The organism is Agrilactobacillus fermenti (genome assembly GCF_021030645.1).
GTDB lineage: Bacteria > Bacillota > Bacilli > Lactobacillales > Lactobacillaceae > Agrilactobacillus > Agrilactobacillus fermenti.
This window is the reverse complement of sequence record NZ_JACGCJ010000028.1, coordinates 23,889-37,607: the sequence shown is the minus strand read 5'-3', so window position 1 is coordinate 37,607 and position 13,719 is coordinate 23,889. Positions and strand designations below refer to the sequence as shown.

Genomic DNA, 13,719 nt, shown 5'->3' with positions numbered 1-13,719 from the left:
CACTTTGCTTTAGACTTCCTTCAGATCCCACCTCACGGTGGACACCCTTGTCCTCAGCTAATAGTTCCGACTACTACGGCCTATAGTGGACTTTCACCACCAAGTTAGCGCCCATGCCGGGCGCACTAAAAAAGCACAGCTACTTTGGTATCGGAAGTAGCTGTGCTTTTGCTTATAAACTGAACATTTACCTAGGATAACATTCCAGCCATAAGACTATAGAACCCACCTTGTATGGTGGTCTACTTGTAAATTGTATCATTTCTAATTAAATCATAAAACATCTATATTGTTACAATTTTTTGAAGATTTTATAACATTTTCTTTGTTCTGCGCCTTAGCCAAATTATAACTAGTGCTATGATAGATCATAATAACAGGCAAGGAGTGAGAACTATGCCAGCAATCTATCTACGATCTGCACAACAACAAGACATGGCAGCCATTTTGCAAATTATCCACGAAGCTAAAGTCTTCCTAAAAGCAGCTGGTAATCCTCAGTGGCAAGATGGTCATCCTAATCAGGATTATATACAAGCAGACATCGATCAACATAATGGCTATGTGTTAATGCATAATTATCAAGTTGTCGGTTACAGTGCCCTAGTCTTTGCACCAGATCCCAGCTACGCCCATTTAAAAAATGGCACTTGGCAAAACGCGGACGCACCCTATGCAGTCATTCATCGAACGGCCATTAGCGCTCAATACCGAGGACAAAAGTTAAGTAAGTTCTTATTTTCAAATCTACTGTCATTAGGCATAGCCCAAAAATATCATAATTTTCGTATTGACACACATGCGGTGAACCAGCCGATGCAACACTTAATTGCTGATTTTGGCTTTCAAAAACGGGGCCAAGTATTAGTGACTGACAAGATAGATCCCTTACGCGATGCCTTTGAATTAAATTTATAACCTAATCATTCAAGTTATAACGCAATTTCATTTTTGTGGCACCAAATTCAGTCATTTTACCGAACAATGCCATAGCTTGAGTGAAATATAAATCAGCCATTTTTTGGTTCTGTGCTTGCAAAAATGCCGAAATATCTTTTTGCTGATCAAATTCTGCATCGGCTAATTTTTGAATATACCGACAATCAGCGACCACGTGAAGTTTAAACTGATCAGCCAAGTCACTGTATAAGTCGTAATTGGTATCTCCAAAAATACCCGTCGCCCGACTAAGCCAGTAAACACTTTGTAAATCAAAATTCTTAGGGGTGTCCCGATAAGCGGCCGGCGTGTCCGTTACGTTAGCATAAAATGGAATCAAAGCGTTAAATGTATTCGGACCAAATGCCAACCAATGAATACCAGCAATATCCGCTGGTACATCTGAACGAATCTGTAAAATATGTGTCTCGTGGTTACGATTGATGCCAATCGGCCGTAGTAATTTTTGTTGTGCCTCGGTGCTAATACCATATGGATCATAAACTGTATTTTGATAGTGTGAACATAAAATCCACTGCATATCTTCCACAGTAATTTTATGCGCTGTATGACAAATAAACGGTAAATCTTGATCAAATGGATCTTGTTTGATCTCAGGATTAAGATATTGCTGTCCAAACCAAGCACGCGGATTATTATAATGTGTATCCTTAACGGTCGCACTGCCAAAAATATGCCGTAAATTCACCTCATCAGGGTCAGGATTCAAATGATACGTGTTGATCAAATCTGGCAGGTCTGCGGCAAATAAAGTATCGTCAGAATCAAAATCAAAATGATCAATATTGAAACGATTTGGTGCGATCACATAAGCATCATCTGGAATACGGATGGCGGCCCAATGATGCCCACCAATGGATTCAAAATACCACACTTCCTCTTGATCTGAGAAAGCAATGCCATTAGATTCGTAGGTCCCATAGGCTTCCAATAAAGCACCTAAGCGTTGTACCCCTTCTCTAGCTGAGTGAATATAAGGTAAAGTAATCGTTACAAAGTTTTCTTCGCCTAACCCATCTTCAACTAAAGGATCAACACCAAGAATTCGAGAATTGGTCGTGATCGTTTCAGTTGCAGACATGGCTACATTTTCACTATTAATACCGGCTGCTGCCCAAAGCCCCGATTTCAAATCAGCTTCTGGCGTCGAAGTATAACGCAACGGATCGTCTGGTAAATTTAAAACAACTGGACTTAAAACAGAGTGATATTCCCGAGGCTGATCGGCAGGATTCACAACAACAAAGCGTTTGGGATTAGCACCATCACCTGCCCCATCTTCACTACGGGCAATTAGTGTAGACCCATCAATACTGGCATTCTTGCCCACTAACATCGTTGTACAAGACCCAATTTTTTGTTTTTTCAAAAGAAGACATCTCACTTTATCATTATTTGTAGTCTTTGATTCTTAATCGTTGGCCTGCAGCCACTGATCCAATACTTGGATAAACTCATCATGTTGGTCCAATAAAGCCAAGTGCCGACTATTGGCAAATAAATGCCATTTTGCATTAGGAATGTGGTCATAGACCGACTTGGCAATTAGCGGCGTACATAAATCATCCGTGCCATTAGTTACTAAAACAGGCACATGGATATTTTTAAGCTGATCGGTCACATCAAAATCACTAAGGGTCCCGTTTTCAGTAAATTCATTCGGTCCTTCCGCAATCAAACTGGCGCGCTGCCCATTGGTTGGTCGACGTAATGGCTCGGGTGAGTTTTCGTCTGGTTCATCCCAGCAGTAGCGTTCCATATAACGTGCATTTGCCGCTAAATATTTTGGCCCGGTGAAATTACCTGTCCGTTCAGCTTCAGCGATGGCTTGTTGATCCTCGTAGCTTAAATACTTGATCAATCGGTGCTGTTCTTGGATCCAAAGCTTGATTGATGCCGGTGAACCATCGATCATGACGCTTTTAATGCCTTTTGGTTCAAAATTTGTGAGATAATACATCTCTAGCATGCCGCCCCAAGATTGGCCTAACATATGTATTTCATCCAAATGTAAGTAATGTCTTAATGCAATCAGTTCTTCGGCCCAAGTTTCTTTGACATAAAGTCCTGGATCCTCCGGTAAAGAAGACTTACCACAGCCAACTTGGTCATACATGATCAACTGCCGCCCAGTTTGGGCATAATCATCTAATAGTTCAAAGTAATTATGGGATGATCCCGGCCCACCGTGAATCAATAGCAGCGGGGCCTTGTCACTAGGTTCACCGACGATACGATAGTAAGTTTGATATTCATGAAAGGGCATATACCCTTCAGTTATTTTCATAAAATGCTCCCTTTCTACATAATAAAAATTATGGTGTTAAGTTGATTGTACTACTAGTTTGCATTTGCAGCAGAACTTTACCCAAACTAAAAAATTGCATTCGTTCCTAAAATAGAATACATTTAATTAAATTGACCACAATTATTTTTTAGAAATGAGGTATTTCATTTTGACGGAATTCAACTTTGATTATGCTGATGATTTCACTTTGAACTATGGTGCCACTAATGCACCAACGGAACTAACCTTTATCTTTAATCTGGGCTGCGGTGACACTCAAAAGTGGTTCCTAGCCAATGAAAAAGACTTATTTGCTGCTATTGACGCTGGTCAACTGCGCGCGCATTTCAAATTTTGGAACAAGGATAAGCCTTCACTATTAAATGGGAATGTAGCTAATGGTTTTATTGATTATCACCAGCCGGAGAAAATGAGACCGTTGATGCAAACCATCTATCACCAGCAGGCCGACTTACGGCAGGAGCCTCTAGATCAAGTTGCCGAATATATGATGCAAACTTACCATTTAACGCCCTATGCCCAGCGTGAACAAGTTGCTGATAAAATTGCGGCCGAAGTTGCAGAAAATGGGATCACCAGTCTGCCAACAATTATCAAAAATGACCAAAGTTACTTTGATGAACAGCTCGTTGATTTAAAACAGCTCTTGGCATAAAGCACAAAAACGTAAAAATGTTTCGATTTGCGATCATATTCATATTTTTAGGAGCTGATATGTTAATTTGACCAAGAGGTTGAATGTATATCCATCTAACCTCTACTCTAAAATCACATCTAATGGAGGTTTTTATGATCAAGTTAACAGCGGATATGAAGCAAATGCTTCAAGAGAACTTAGCATATATTGCCACGGTTGATGCACACGGCTATCCAGATATTGGCCCTAAGATTTCCGTGTATGCCATAGACGATCAGCATATCGGTTATTATGAACGAACCGGTAAACAACACTATCAAAATCTTCAAGCAAATGGTATTTTGATCATCGCTGTGGCAAATAAGGTAACAATGCGCGGCTATCGCTTTCATGGTAAAACTGAATTGCATACTGATGACCACATCTTTCAAGACGCAGTTCAATTTGCACAGACTCATGATTTGAAACGGCCGCTTACGGTTCCCGTTTTGAGAATTACGCGTATTGACACCCTCGATGCTGGGCCTAAAGCTGGTGAAATTCTAGTATCTGAAGATTGAACAATTCGCACTGAAAAAAATCAACTTGCAAATAACGAAACCAAGTTCAATTTTGATGTTATCTAGCCATAAATGTTGGTTTAATGGGCTTTTATTAGAATCAATACTACTTTACTTTTTCCCTGATATCCGTTAAATTCATCATGTGATGAATATCTGATTCTTCCCAAAAATTATCGCTTGCAAACACCTTACTTGCACCATTCATCACGAAACGATTAATAAATGTTGCCTTTAGCGTCTATTAATCTGAAAAACTACCCGTAGCCCCAACTCTACGTGGTAGTTTTTTGTATGCGTAGGTGTCCGGAATGGTTTGGGTATCTTTTATCGACATTGAATTTGCCGTAAATGTAGGCGAATTTGCATTAAACGTGCATCAACATTAGTTGTTGATAGTAAGTCTTGATTGATTCGTTGAAGTAATTCTATTAACGCTTCAGCAACCTTTTGTCCAGAAGTCGTTAGAAATAATTTCTGACTACGCCGGTCTTTCGTTGGTCGTTGGCGAATATAGCCTAGCTTTATTAAAGCATTAACTGCCCGTGTCACCGTGCTCTGATTCAATTGTACTAAAGCTTTAAAATCACTTTGTGTGATCCCAGGTTCCTGATACAATTTCATCAAATAAAAATAATTATTTGCACTAATACCCGGAAAGTCGATCAAAGTGTTCAAATAATTTGTCAGTTCATGGTTTAAGATAGCAATCTTTTGTACAAGGTCAAAAGAATTTGCTTGTGTCATAGTTCGACCTCCAGAATAATTTCAATATATTTAAAAATAAAATGGCAGAACAAACTTACTGTTTCGGCCATTTTTATTAAGTTTCTTTAAGCTTGTAAAAAGCTAGAATTATTTTTGAACATATCCCACGTTTGTTGAGTGGTCTGTCGATTAACTTCTTTTGAAGCATTATATTGTGTCCTTGAAGTACCATAAGTAATCTCAAACTGATTGTTCTCAATCTGAGCAGTAACAGCAGGAATAAATTCCGCTAATGAAACGCCATACTCGTGCTCTCCAGTACCACCCAATCCAGTATTAACAGCCGGTGGAAACACTTCGAATACTTTAATATCCGTGTCTTGAAGTTGTAACCGCAAAGCTTGTGTGAAACCATGAACACCTGTTTTACCAGCTGTATATAATGGCACCCAAGCACCAGGATTAATGACTAGACCAGAAGAGATGTTAATAATAGCTGCTTCAGACGATTGACGTAAATGATCAATAGCCAACATAGACAGATGAACCGGTGCCTCAAAATTGATTGCCAATTCCTGATGATAGTAAGCCCAATCTTGATGGCTATTCTGCAAATTGATCCAACGTTGGATGCCCGCATTATTAATCAAAATATCATAATCAGGAAAAACCATCTCTAATTTTGCCATCAATTGTTCTCTGCTTGCTGGTTCACTCAAATCCGCTTTAATTGTTTTAAGTTTTGGTAATTTGTCTTTGGCTTCACGAATGTTTGTTTCACTATAATCCACCGCAAGTACGTCATTGTCCTTAGCTAATAAAGCTTGTGCCAAAGCAAAACCGATTCCAGTTGTCCCACCAGTAACAACAATATGTTTCCCTGTTAATTTCATGATAAAACCACCCTTCTACTCCAGATTCTAGCAGTTAAACTAGTCAAAGTAAATGCATTTGCATTTACTTTGTGACTGATGTTACAATCATGGAGAAAGAAGGGATGTTTGCATGATTCTTGTGACTTCAGCAGCCGGTAATACCGGTCGTATTGTTGTTGATTTTCTCGTAAATAAAGGGTTAGACGTCCTCGCAACCGATCTCAATCCAGCCGTTCATGACTTATCAGGTATAAAAGCATCTGAAACCGGCGATTTGACAGATCTAAATTTCCTCAATTATTTATTATCAAAAGTTGATCAAGTTGTTTATATTCCCCCACTCTTTTCTTCTGAAGAGACACTGATCGGTAAAAGAATGATAGACATTGCGATTAAACGAAATATCAAGCAATTCGTGTTCATCTCTGTCATTTACCCAATCTTGACCTCATTATTGCAGCATGTTGCTAAGCGTGATGTTGAAGAGTATTTAATCTATAAAGGTATGTCTGATCAACTTCCTTATACAATTTTACAACCAATGCATTATATGCATAACTTTGACCCTAAAAAAGTAGCAGAGACCCATAAATATCAGACTTTTTATGATATCAAAAGTAAAGTTGCCTACGTAGATACCAAAGATATTGCCCAGGTTGTTGTTAAAGTGCTTTCAGATCCTAAGAAGTTCGATAAGGGCACATATGAACTCGTGGGGACGCCTGCTTATTCACCCAATGACTTAGTTCGTATGTTTAACCAAGTTACTGGTCAGCGAGCAACAGCAGAATATGTGCCTGTCATCGACTTCTTAGATCAAATTGGGGCAACTGATTTATATTTCCGTGAAGGTTTTAAACATTTGGCCGCCTCCTACACTAAATGGGGCTTAGACGGCAATTCACAGACTTTGACTTGGTTACTTGGTCGCGAACCCACTAGCTTCAAAACATATATTAAACGTGCACTCAATTTAAAATAGTCTCATAATTTTTACAGCGACTCAAAATTTAATATTACAGCCTGAGAAAAAGATGATTTCGTTCTTGGGCTTTTGTTTTAAGTGATACTATTCTACTTTTATTAAAAATTATTTATCAATAGATTAAATGCTATAATATAAGTCAAAAAGCTCGAGGCGATACTTTGAATAACGCCATCTTATATTTATCTTTTCCAATTTTATTTATGCTTCATGAACTTGAAGAACTCGCCTATATGCCGAGTTGGTATCAAAAGAAGCTCGTGCACTTTCAAAAAATACCTCAAAAATTGAAGCAGTATCTTAAAACTCCCCCACGTGCTTTTGCACTGATAGTTCTGGAGGAGTACTTACTCATCTTAATCGTCGGTGCAATTTGTTATTTTAATAACTCATCCGTCTTCTTTATTGCACTAATCATTGCTTATAATCTACATATTATTGGGCACGTGCTCCAGGCTCTATACCTAAAAACTTATGTCCCCGGATTATGTTTTGGAATCCTATCCTTTGTCGGTTTGACTTATCTGCTAGTACAATTCACGCCACCTGCTTCAGGCGATTTACTTATCATATTCGTGCCGCTTTATCTCATACTTTTAATGCTTAATCTCTTCATAATGCACAAATGGTTAAAATAATTTTGCAGCAATAAATGATAGCCAAATTAGATAAGCTAGGCATTGATTATCTAAAAAATAAGCCTAAAAATGCTGATTGAACAACATTTTGAGGCTTATTGATTTGATGAAACTACGGGAATGGAGATGAGGGGAGTTGAACCCCTGTCCAGACGCATTGCTACGCAGACCTCTACGATCATAGATAGACCATTTAAAAATTCGCGATTACGAAGCGCCATCTATCAGAGCTAACACGTAAAAGCTAACTTGCAAATCTCTTTTACTAACCTCAAGTGGCAATTAGCAACGTATCCCAATTAATTTGAGACCCCAAAATCTAACCCTTGGGAGAAGTCAGCGGGATCACACTAAGCTACTTTTAGGCAGCTAAAGCGTAAGAATTTTCGTTTTTAGCAGTTATATTTAACTGTAACGTTTTTACGTAGACGTAACCTACGAATCGCAATCCACGCTCACCTACGCCTGTCGAATCCGTAACATCCCCGTAAATGAGCAACTATTAGAATAGCATAAAATATACCATTTTTCAAACGATGGGCTTTCGTCTAAACGGATATCATGTTTAAACTTTCAGAAACGACTTTTATGTTAAGATAAAAATTAATTAAAATAAATAATGGATGGTTTAATTAGAATGAAAAAAATTGCAGTTTATTGCGGAGCTTCAACAGGCAATGATCCTGTTTATCGTCAAGCAGCAGTTGATTTAGGCAACTTTTTAGTAGTCCATGATTTAAGTCTAGTTTACGGCGGCGGCGGTGTCGGTTTAATGGGCGTACTAGCGCGTCAAGTTTTAGATCAAGGCGGTCAAGTTGATGGCGTCATGCCCCAAGAACTTGTTGATCGTGGTGCTGCGTTTGATCAATTAACAAATTTGACCGTTGTTGCTGATATGTCAACTCGCAAACAAACTATGTTAGCCATGGCTGATGGCTGTATCGCCCTTCCTGGTGGTCCAGGAACACTTGAAGAAATTATCGAAGCTTTCTCTTGGGCGCGGCTCGGTGACAATGACAATCCCTGTGCTTTTTACAATGTCGCTCATTATTACGACCCCCTAGCCACAATGTTTGACGCCATGACTACCAATGAATTTTTAACAAAAACTGATCGCAAAAAACTACTCTTTTCAGATAATTTAGCGCAGATTTTAACTTTCATGCAGACTTATACCCCACCGAAAATTCGCACGTATCCAACAAAGCACACAAAAGCAAGTGGTCTCTAACAGCTTTATATCATATTACCGATTTTATCCCGTCCCTGATGAGTGGCTGGATTTTTATATATAAAAAAATCCATTGACTGAAGTGGTGTTACCCTTCATCAATAGATCTATTTTTTGATCAACCCATGAACGATTCTCTAAATTGATTTGTACCAACTTTGAATCTGCTGTGCTTGCTGATGGGTCAAATATTTCAGTCGGATTGCATGATTGCCGTTATTCTGGCGAACATTAACGATTAAATGGTAATTATGTTTGGCTTGCATCCACCAAGATTGCTGCCATACCAATGATTGAATTTTACGTTTATCAATTATAAATAAATCTCGCTGAAAAACTCTGGCGGACTGTAAATATAGCCGCTGTTGACTTTCAATATAATAGCCAGTATTGCGACTGGCATATATCCCAGCCAAAACGGCAAAAATTGTGACCAAAACACTCAACCCCCCCCAAGGCCATCGCCAGCCAGTCATGTGAATGACAATCAGTAAACTCCACAAAAAGTTGTTGCGCAGATAATACCAGCGATTTTGTGACACAATTTGAGTTAACTTAAAATTTAAATCGACCGATATTTGTAATAATTGCTTCAATTGCTGCCAAACTGCTGACCGCTGAATCACCGGTACTGCCAAAACATTCTTCTGCTGTCCAGAATCTTGGCTAGCAGCCAGCAATAATTCTACCGACACTAAGTGAAAAATTTGACGCAAGGCAGTTTGTGATAAGCAAATCGCTTGAATTCGTTTCAAATCTGTCGTTGTTTGATGCCGGGAAAACAGTCCTTGACTGATTAAAAGTTGGTGGCCTTGCCGCTGCGCATGAAAATGAAAAAACTTGATCAACTGCTGGGCGTAGGAAACCAACAATCCGATTACAAGTACACCTAGAATCAGTACAGCCAAAATCAGCAGCGATTGACCGGCAAAACTTCGTTCAACTTTATGCCAATAGGCCGCTGGTAACCACTCTTGCAATTTATTCACAATCCACGACAAGACCAAGATTACCGGTACAATACCTTGAGATGTCAACGCAAAAATATTTAGATCTCGATTTTTAATATCATAGGTTGCTTCGGCTGTCTTTGAATGAACCGGCGTGTCTGCTGTAATTTCCTGAGATTCTGAATCGACATTGCTTTGGCGTCTTTGTGCCAGTTCACGCACAACCACTGCTGAAACCACCGCTAACTGTGCTTCGGCTTTATTCAAACTTTTACCAGAAGTTTCGATTTCCAATTGGTACAGACCCAAGGGACGTAAATACCATGGCTGGTTTTCACGAACCGTTTGAATCCGGCCAAATGGAATGTGTTCCTGGTGACGTACGATGATGCCATAGTGAATGGTCAGTGCTGAATTACGAATTGCAAAAGTAAAACGCCAATATTTTAATATTGCCCAACCGACAAAGAAACCGCTAATACCAACACAAACGGGGATAAACCAACCTTTTTGCAACAATTTCCTAAAGTTAACGCCAATGAGTATCAACCAGAAAAAGTTTTGCACTACTATATCACGTAAATTAACGGCTATCGCCAAAGGATGTAAGTGTTTAGTCATCCTGTTCCTCCAAAGCATATCGCACTATTGCTGTCTTCAATGCATCTGCTTTTTTTACGGATACGCCTTCAATGTGATGACTAGTGGCTGCCGTGTCAATTCGAACGGCCTGTAATTTTTGCCATCGCAAAACTGGGCCTTGTTCTAAGGTCACATTTTGAATACGTGTGATCGGAATCGTAACTTGTTTGCGGAAGAAAAAACCAGATTGTAATGTCACAAATTCATTGGAAATAAGATACCCCGTGAAATGGTAGCGGTACGGAACAATACTTAACTGAATTGCTGGTAATACAATAAATAAGCAGCCAGCAATGATCACCACCCAAATTGGCCACCGCCAAAACTGCCAAGCTAAAATTGCCCCAACTAAAGGTAATAAAAGCCAAAATCCATTCATTAAGGCAGTGATGCGCCAAGTTGTTTTGATCTGTTCAGGTAATTGTTCTAATACTTGTGATTGATCTGGGCCAATAGATTGCAATCTATAAAACCTCACTTTTCATATTAACGGCTCATGGCACTGCCACCTTGTGTCGCCATGACGTGCTTGATTTCAGCCTCACTGACTAGGTTTAAGTCGCCACTAATGGTTAATTTTAAAACGCTGGCAGCAATCGCATAGTTTACTTGATCCTGTAACTCATAATGGTTCAAAATGCCATGGACTAAGCCAGCCCCAAACGCATCGCCCCCAGCAACGCCTTCATAAACGTGCATCTGGTATTGCGGACTATTATAAAATTGACCATTACTTAAAATCATGGCGGTCCATTGACTATCTTCAACCGAATAAATATTCCGCAGAACACTCGCAACCATTTTAACACTAGGATAGCGCTTGATCACTTCCTGCATGCCAGCCTGGAAACTGTCTCGTTGAGCGATACCATTGGTCATATCCCCATCAAAAGCCTGAATCCCAAGACTGGCCTCAAAATCTTCATCATGAGCGATACAAACAGTCACATAGGGCATAACTTGCTTAGTGAACGCTTGTGCGGCTGCAGGTGACCACATCTTACCACGGTAATTCATATCACAAATAACCGTGATATTGTGCGCTTGACAATACTTACAAGCAGCTAACACAGTCGCTTGCAATTCAGCTGAAATAGCTGGCGTGATCCCAGAGAAATAAAAATGCGAAATTCCATCAAAAAGCTGATTCCAATCATATTCATGAGCTTTTGAAGTCGCAAATGCGCTACCAGCACGATCGTACACCACATTGGTACCGCGTACACTGGCGCCCTTTTCAAAGAAATAAATACCTAAACGTGGCCCACCACGGCGTATTCTACTTGTATCTACGCCATATTTACGCAAAGTACTCAGCGCCGCATCGCCTAATAAATTATCGGGAAACTTGGTCAAAAAGGCAGCTTCATCGCCTTGCAAAGCTAAAGATACGGCTACATTAGCTTCCGCACCGCCATACGTTGCTTCAAATTGGTCTGTCTGTAAGATTCGGCCGCTGATCGGTGGTTTTAAACGTAACATCATTTCACCAAATGTCAAAACTTTCATCTTTTATAAAACTCCTTCATGGTTCAAGCTAGCCATATGGCCTTATACAACTAATATATTACCATGATAGCGTTTTAATTCTAGTGGAATTTAAAAATTTAAGGCTACTAGTTTTGTTTACGGCTACTTTAACTACGTTTCAATTCGCGCTTGAAATTCAATACATAGACCATCAGACCAGTCAGAATACCAATCACTAACAGTGTCATTAGCGGTTCAATCCCACTGTGTGCTTGTATCCCGATAAGTTGCGCGATAATAATTTTCACATTAGCTTGCGTTGTCGCAGATAAAAGTCGATAGACATTCATTAAAATTGTGGGTGTGAAAATGACTAGCAGAATCAGGATAATTCTAGGGATTCGACCAAAGCGACTCCAAAACGCACCCAGAATACTACCGAGGTTAGCAATCGCAAATAATACTAATAGAATAAACAAAAAACGCCAAACAATATTATGAGTCCCATAAGAACTATTCGGCCCATAAAAATCATCAATAAAGTTCATAAAACGTATCTGAAAGTACTTTGTGTTAAAGGTGCCATGGATACCTTGTGCCAGAAGCGCATTGATCAATGCAAAGACAACATTCACACTCAAAACTGAATTAATGATTGTGTGCCGACCAACGCCATTTTGTATGAATAGATTGAAGTTCTTTTGTGCTAGAGTGATATAGCCACCGATAAAATTGATGATCGTAAAAAGTACCACTAAGTTTGTAGCACTATGAATTTGAGCATTGCTCGTAAATATTATTCCTAATAATGGCAATGCAACTGTAAATAGAACTACGCCTACCATAAAGTAGATGAGCGTTAAACCTTGCTGCTTAAAATTATATAATGTCGTCGCCTTAAATTTCATTAGAACGTCCCTCGATTCGTTAATTTCACAAAATAGGCTTGCAGATCCAACGATTCGGCATGTAAGCTGTCTGGTAAATCGGCTAAATTATAATTCCGAACATAGACTTTATATTGTTTGCCAAAAGGTTCTACGGACATGATCTTGCTTGACGCAATATGCTCCTTGATCAAAGTTTCAGATCCAGAAATGGCAAATGCATGACTTTGAACTGCTTCAACAGATTGATCCTCAATCAACTGACCATGATCAATTACAAAAATATGATCAATCATTTTTTCGACCTCTTGAATCAAATGGGTCGATAAAATCAGACTTTGATCACCAGAACCAAATTTTTCTAATAAAGCTTGATAGAAAATATCCCGATTAGTGGCATCCATCCCTAAAGTCGGTTCATCCAAAAAGATAAATTTAGTTGGTGCCCCCAAAGCAGTGATCAGCTTGGCAATACTACGATTACCCGTGGATAATTTTTTTAGTTTAAAATTAGGATCCAGATTAAAATTACGTGCCAATCGCTTGGCAAATGACCAGTCAAAAGTGCCATAAAAATCTTGTGTTGTCCGCCACATTTTTTTAACCCGCATGTCACCTGGGTAAAGTGTATCTTCACTCGTCATAAACAATTGATTCAAGGCTTGTTCATTATTTTTGATTGGGTGACCATCTAAGGCAATCGTTCCATCAGAAACAAACATCCGATTATTGATCAAATTCAACAGCGTACTCTTCCCCGCACCATTGCGACCAAGTAAACCATAAATATGCCCAGTTTCAAAAGTTAGATTGATTGATTTCAAAACATTGGTATGCCCAAATTTTTGACCACATCTTTTAATTCGAT

At 39.2% G+C, this 13,719-nt stretch carries 15 protein-coding genes and 1 other RNA gene; 6 read left to right on the top strand and 10 right to left on the bottom strand.

What is annotated here, in order from left to right; all coding sequences use genetic code 11:
- Nucleotides 1-396: 396 nt before the first annotated feature.
- Nucleotides 397-918 carry a GNAT family N-acetyltransferase gene (locus tag FHQ08_RS10080; protein WP_230914289.1) on the top strand — a complete coding sequence of 174 codons (522 nt, stop codon included), beginning with the start codon at nucleotides 397-399 and terminating at the stop codon, nucleotides 916-918.
- Between the two features lies 1 nt (nucleotide 919).
- Here FHQ08_RS10080 and FHQ08_RS10075 read toward each other — a convergent pair whose 3' ends face one another.
- Nucleotides 920-2,329 (bottom strand): C69 family dipeptidase, encoded by a 1,410-nt coding sequence (locus FHQ08_RS10075; protein WP_230914288.1) that lies wholly within the window; start codon nucleotides 2,327-2,329, stop codon nucleotides 920-922.
- A 42-nt stretch (nucleotides 2,330-2,371) separates the two neighbouring features.
- Nucleotides 2,372-3,247: a proline iminopeptidase gene (gene pepI, locus FHQ08_RS10070; RefSeq protein WP_230914287.1), complete on the bottom strand. Its 876-nt coding sequence runs from the start codon at nucleotides 3,245-3,247 to the stop codon at nucleotides 2,372-2,374.
- A 169-nt stretch (nucleotides 3,248-3,416) separates the two neighbouring features.
- Here pepI and FHQ08_RS10065 point away from each other — a divergent pair, with 169 nt between their 5' ends.
- Together FHQ08_RS10065 and FHQ08_RS10060 are read left to right on the top strand one after the other, a co-directional pair.
- The gene (locus FHQ08_RS10065; protein WP_230914286.1) at nucleotides 3,417-3,923 is read left to right on the top strand and encodes a thioredoxin domain-containing protein; all 507 of its coding nucleotides are present in this window, start codon (nucleotides 3,417-3,419) and stop codon (nucleotides 3,921-3,923) included.
- A gap of 134 nt (nucleotides 3,924-4,057) precedes the next feature.
- Entirely contained in the window at nucleotides 4,058-4,465 is a 408-nt protein-coding gene (locus FHQ08_RS10060) for a pyridoxamine 5'-phosphate oxidase family protein (protein ID WP_230914285.1), read from the top strand.
- 327 nt (nucleotides 4,466-4,792) lie between these two features.
- Here FHQ08_RS10060 and FHQ08_RS10055 read toward each other — a convergent pair whose 3' ends face one another.
- Both FHQ08_RS10055 and FHQ08_RS10050 read right to left on the bottom strand, forming a co-directional pair.
- Complete coding sequence (locus tag FHQ08_RS10055) at nucleotides 4,793-5,212, bottom strand: MarR family winged helix-turn-helix transcriptional regulator (protein ID WP_230914284.1); 420 nt, start codon at nucleotides 5,210-5,212, stop codon at nucleotides 4,793-4,795.
- 86 nt (nucleotides 5,213-5,298) lie between these two features.
- Nucleotides 5,299-6,066, bottom strand: coding sequence for an SDR family oxidoreductase (locus FHQ08_RS10050; protein ID WP_230914283.1), 768 nt, complete (start codon nucleotides 6,064-6,066; stop codon nucleotides 5,299-5,301).
- A gap of 112 nt (nucleotides 6,067-6,178) precedes the next feature.
- Between FHQ08_RS10050 and FHQ08_RS10045 the strand changes: the two genes are divergently transcribed.
- Nucleotides 6,179-7,030, top strand: a complete 852-nt coding sequence (locus tag FHQ08_RS10045) for an SDR family oxidoreductase (RefSeq protein WP_230914282.1) — start codon at nucleotides 6,179-6,181, stop codon at nucleotides 7,028-7,030.
- 164 nt (nucleotides 7,031-7,194) lie between these two features.
- Complete coding sequence (locus tag FHQ08_RS13310; RefSeq protein WP_407929209.1) at nucleotides 7,195-7,671, top strand: HXXEE domain-containing protein; 477 nt, start codon at nucleotides 7,195-7,197, stop codon at nucleotides 7,669-7,671.
- 118 nt (nucleotides 7,672-7,789) lie between these two features.
- On the opposite strand, the gene ssrA is transcribed toward FHQ08_RS13310, so the two are convergent.
- Nucleotides 7,790-8,158: a transfer-messenger RNA gene (gene ssrA / locus FHQ08_RS10040) on the bottom strand.
- 150 nt (nucleotides 8,159-8,308) lie between these two features.
- On the opposite strand from ssrA, the gene FHQ08_RS10035 reads away from it, so the two are divergent.
- On the top strand, nucleotides 8,309-8,902 hold the full coding sequence (locus FHQ08_RS10035) for an LOG family protein (RefSeq protein ID WP_230914281.1): 594 nt from the start codon (nucleotides 8,309-8,311) through the stop codon (nucleotides 8,900-8,902).
- 137 nt (nucleotides 8,903-9,039) lie between these two features.
- On the opposite strand, the gene FHQ08_RS10030 is transcribed toward FHQ08_RS10035, so the two are convergent.
- The 5 genes from FHQ08_RS10030 to FHQ08_RS10010 form a co-directional block, all read right to left on the bottom strand.
- Nucleotides 9,040-10,473: a PH domain-containing protein gene (locus FHQ08_RS10030; protein ID WP_230914280.1), complete on the bottom strand. Its 1,434-nt coding sequence runs from the start codon at nucleotides 10,471-10,473 to the stop codon at nucleotides 9,040-9,042.
- Nucleotides 10,466-10,957, bottom strand: a complete 492-nt coding sequence (locus tag FHQ08_RS10025; protein WP_230914279.1) for a PH domain-containing protein — start codon at nucleotides 10,955-10,957, stop codon at nucleotides 10,466-10,468. The genes FHQ08_RS10030 and FHQ08_RS10025 overlap by 8 nt, the downstream gene beginning before the upstream one ends.
- A 23-nt stretch (nucleotides 10,958-10,980) precedes the next feature.
- Nucleotides 10,981-12,003, bottom strand: a complete 1,023-nt coding sequence (locus tag FHQ08_RS10020; RefSeq protein ID WP_230914278.1) for a sugar kinase — start codon at nucleotides 12,001-12,003, stop codon at nucleotides 10,981-10,983.
- Between the two features lie 128 nt (nucleotides 12,004-12,131).
- Complete coding sequence (locus tag FHQ08_RS10015) at nucleotides 12,132-12,872, bottom strand: hypothetical protein (RefSeq protein WP_230914277.1); 741 nt, start codon at nucleotides 12,870-12,872, stop codon at nucleotides 12,132-12,134.
- Entirely contained in the window at nucleotides 12,872-13,675 is an 804-nt protein-coding gene (locus FHQ08_RS10010) for an ATP-binding cassette domain-containing protein (protein ID WP_230914276.1), read from the bottom strand. Before FHQ08_RS10010 ends, FHQ08_RS10015 begins: the two co-directional genes overlap by 1 nt.
- Nucleotides 13,676-13,719 lie beyond the last annotated feature (44 nt).

Coding starts and splice junctions, on each gene's coding strand:
- FHQ08_RS10050 (WP_230914283.1), bottom strand. CDS start 6,066: ATGAAATTAACAGGGAAACATATTGTTGTTACTGGTGGGACAACTGGA.
- FHQ08_RS10020 (WP_230914278.1), bottom strand. CDS start 12,003: ATGAAAGTTTTGACATTTGGTGAAATGATGTTACGTTTAAAACCACCG.
- FHQ08_RS10035 (WP_230914281.1), top strand. CDS start 8,309: ATGAAAAAAATTGCAGTTTATTGCGGAGCTTCAACAGGCAATGATCCT.
- FHQ08_RS10015 (WP_230914277.1), bottom strand. CDS start 12,872: ATGAAATTTAAGGCGACGACATTATATAATTTTAAGCAGCAAGGTTTA.
- FHQ08_RS10060 (WP_230914285.1), top strand. CDS start 4,058: ATGATCAAGTTAACAGCGGATATGAAGCAAATGCTTCAAGAGAACTTA.
- FHQ08_RS10080 (WP_230914289.1), top strand. CDS start 397: ATGCCAGCAATCTATCTACGATCTGCACAACAACAAGACATGGCAGCC.
- pepI (WP_230914287.1), bottom strand. CDS start 3,247: ATGAAAATAACTGAAGGGTATATGCCCTTTCATGAATATCAAACTTAC.
- FHQ08_RS10055 (WP_230914284.1), bottom strand. CDS start 5,212: ATGACACAAGCAAATTCTTTTGACCTTGTACAAAAGATTGCTATCTTA.
- FHQ08_RS10045 (WP_230914282.1), top strand. CDS start 6,179: ATGATTCTTGTGACTTCAGCAGCCGGTAATACCGGTCGTATTGTTGTT.
- FHQ08_RS10030 (WP_230914280.1), bottom strand. CDS start 10,473: ATGACTAAACACTTACATCCTTTGGCGATAGCCGTTAATTTACGTGAT.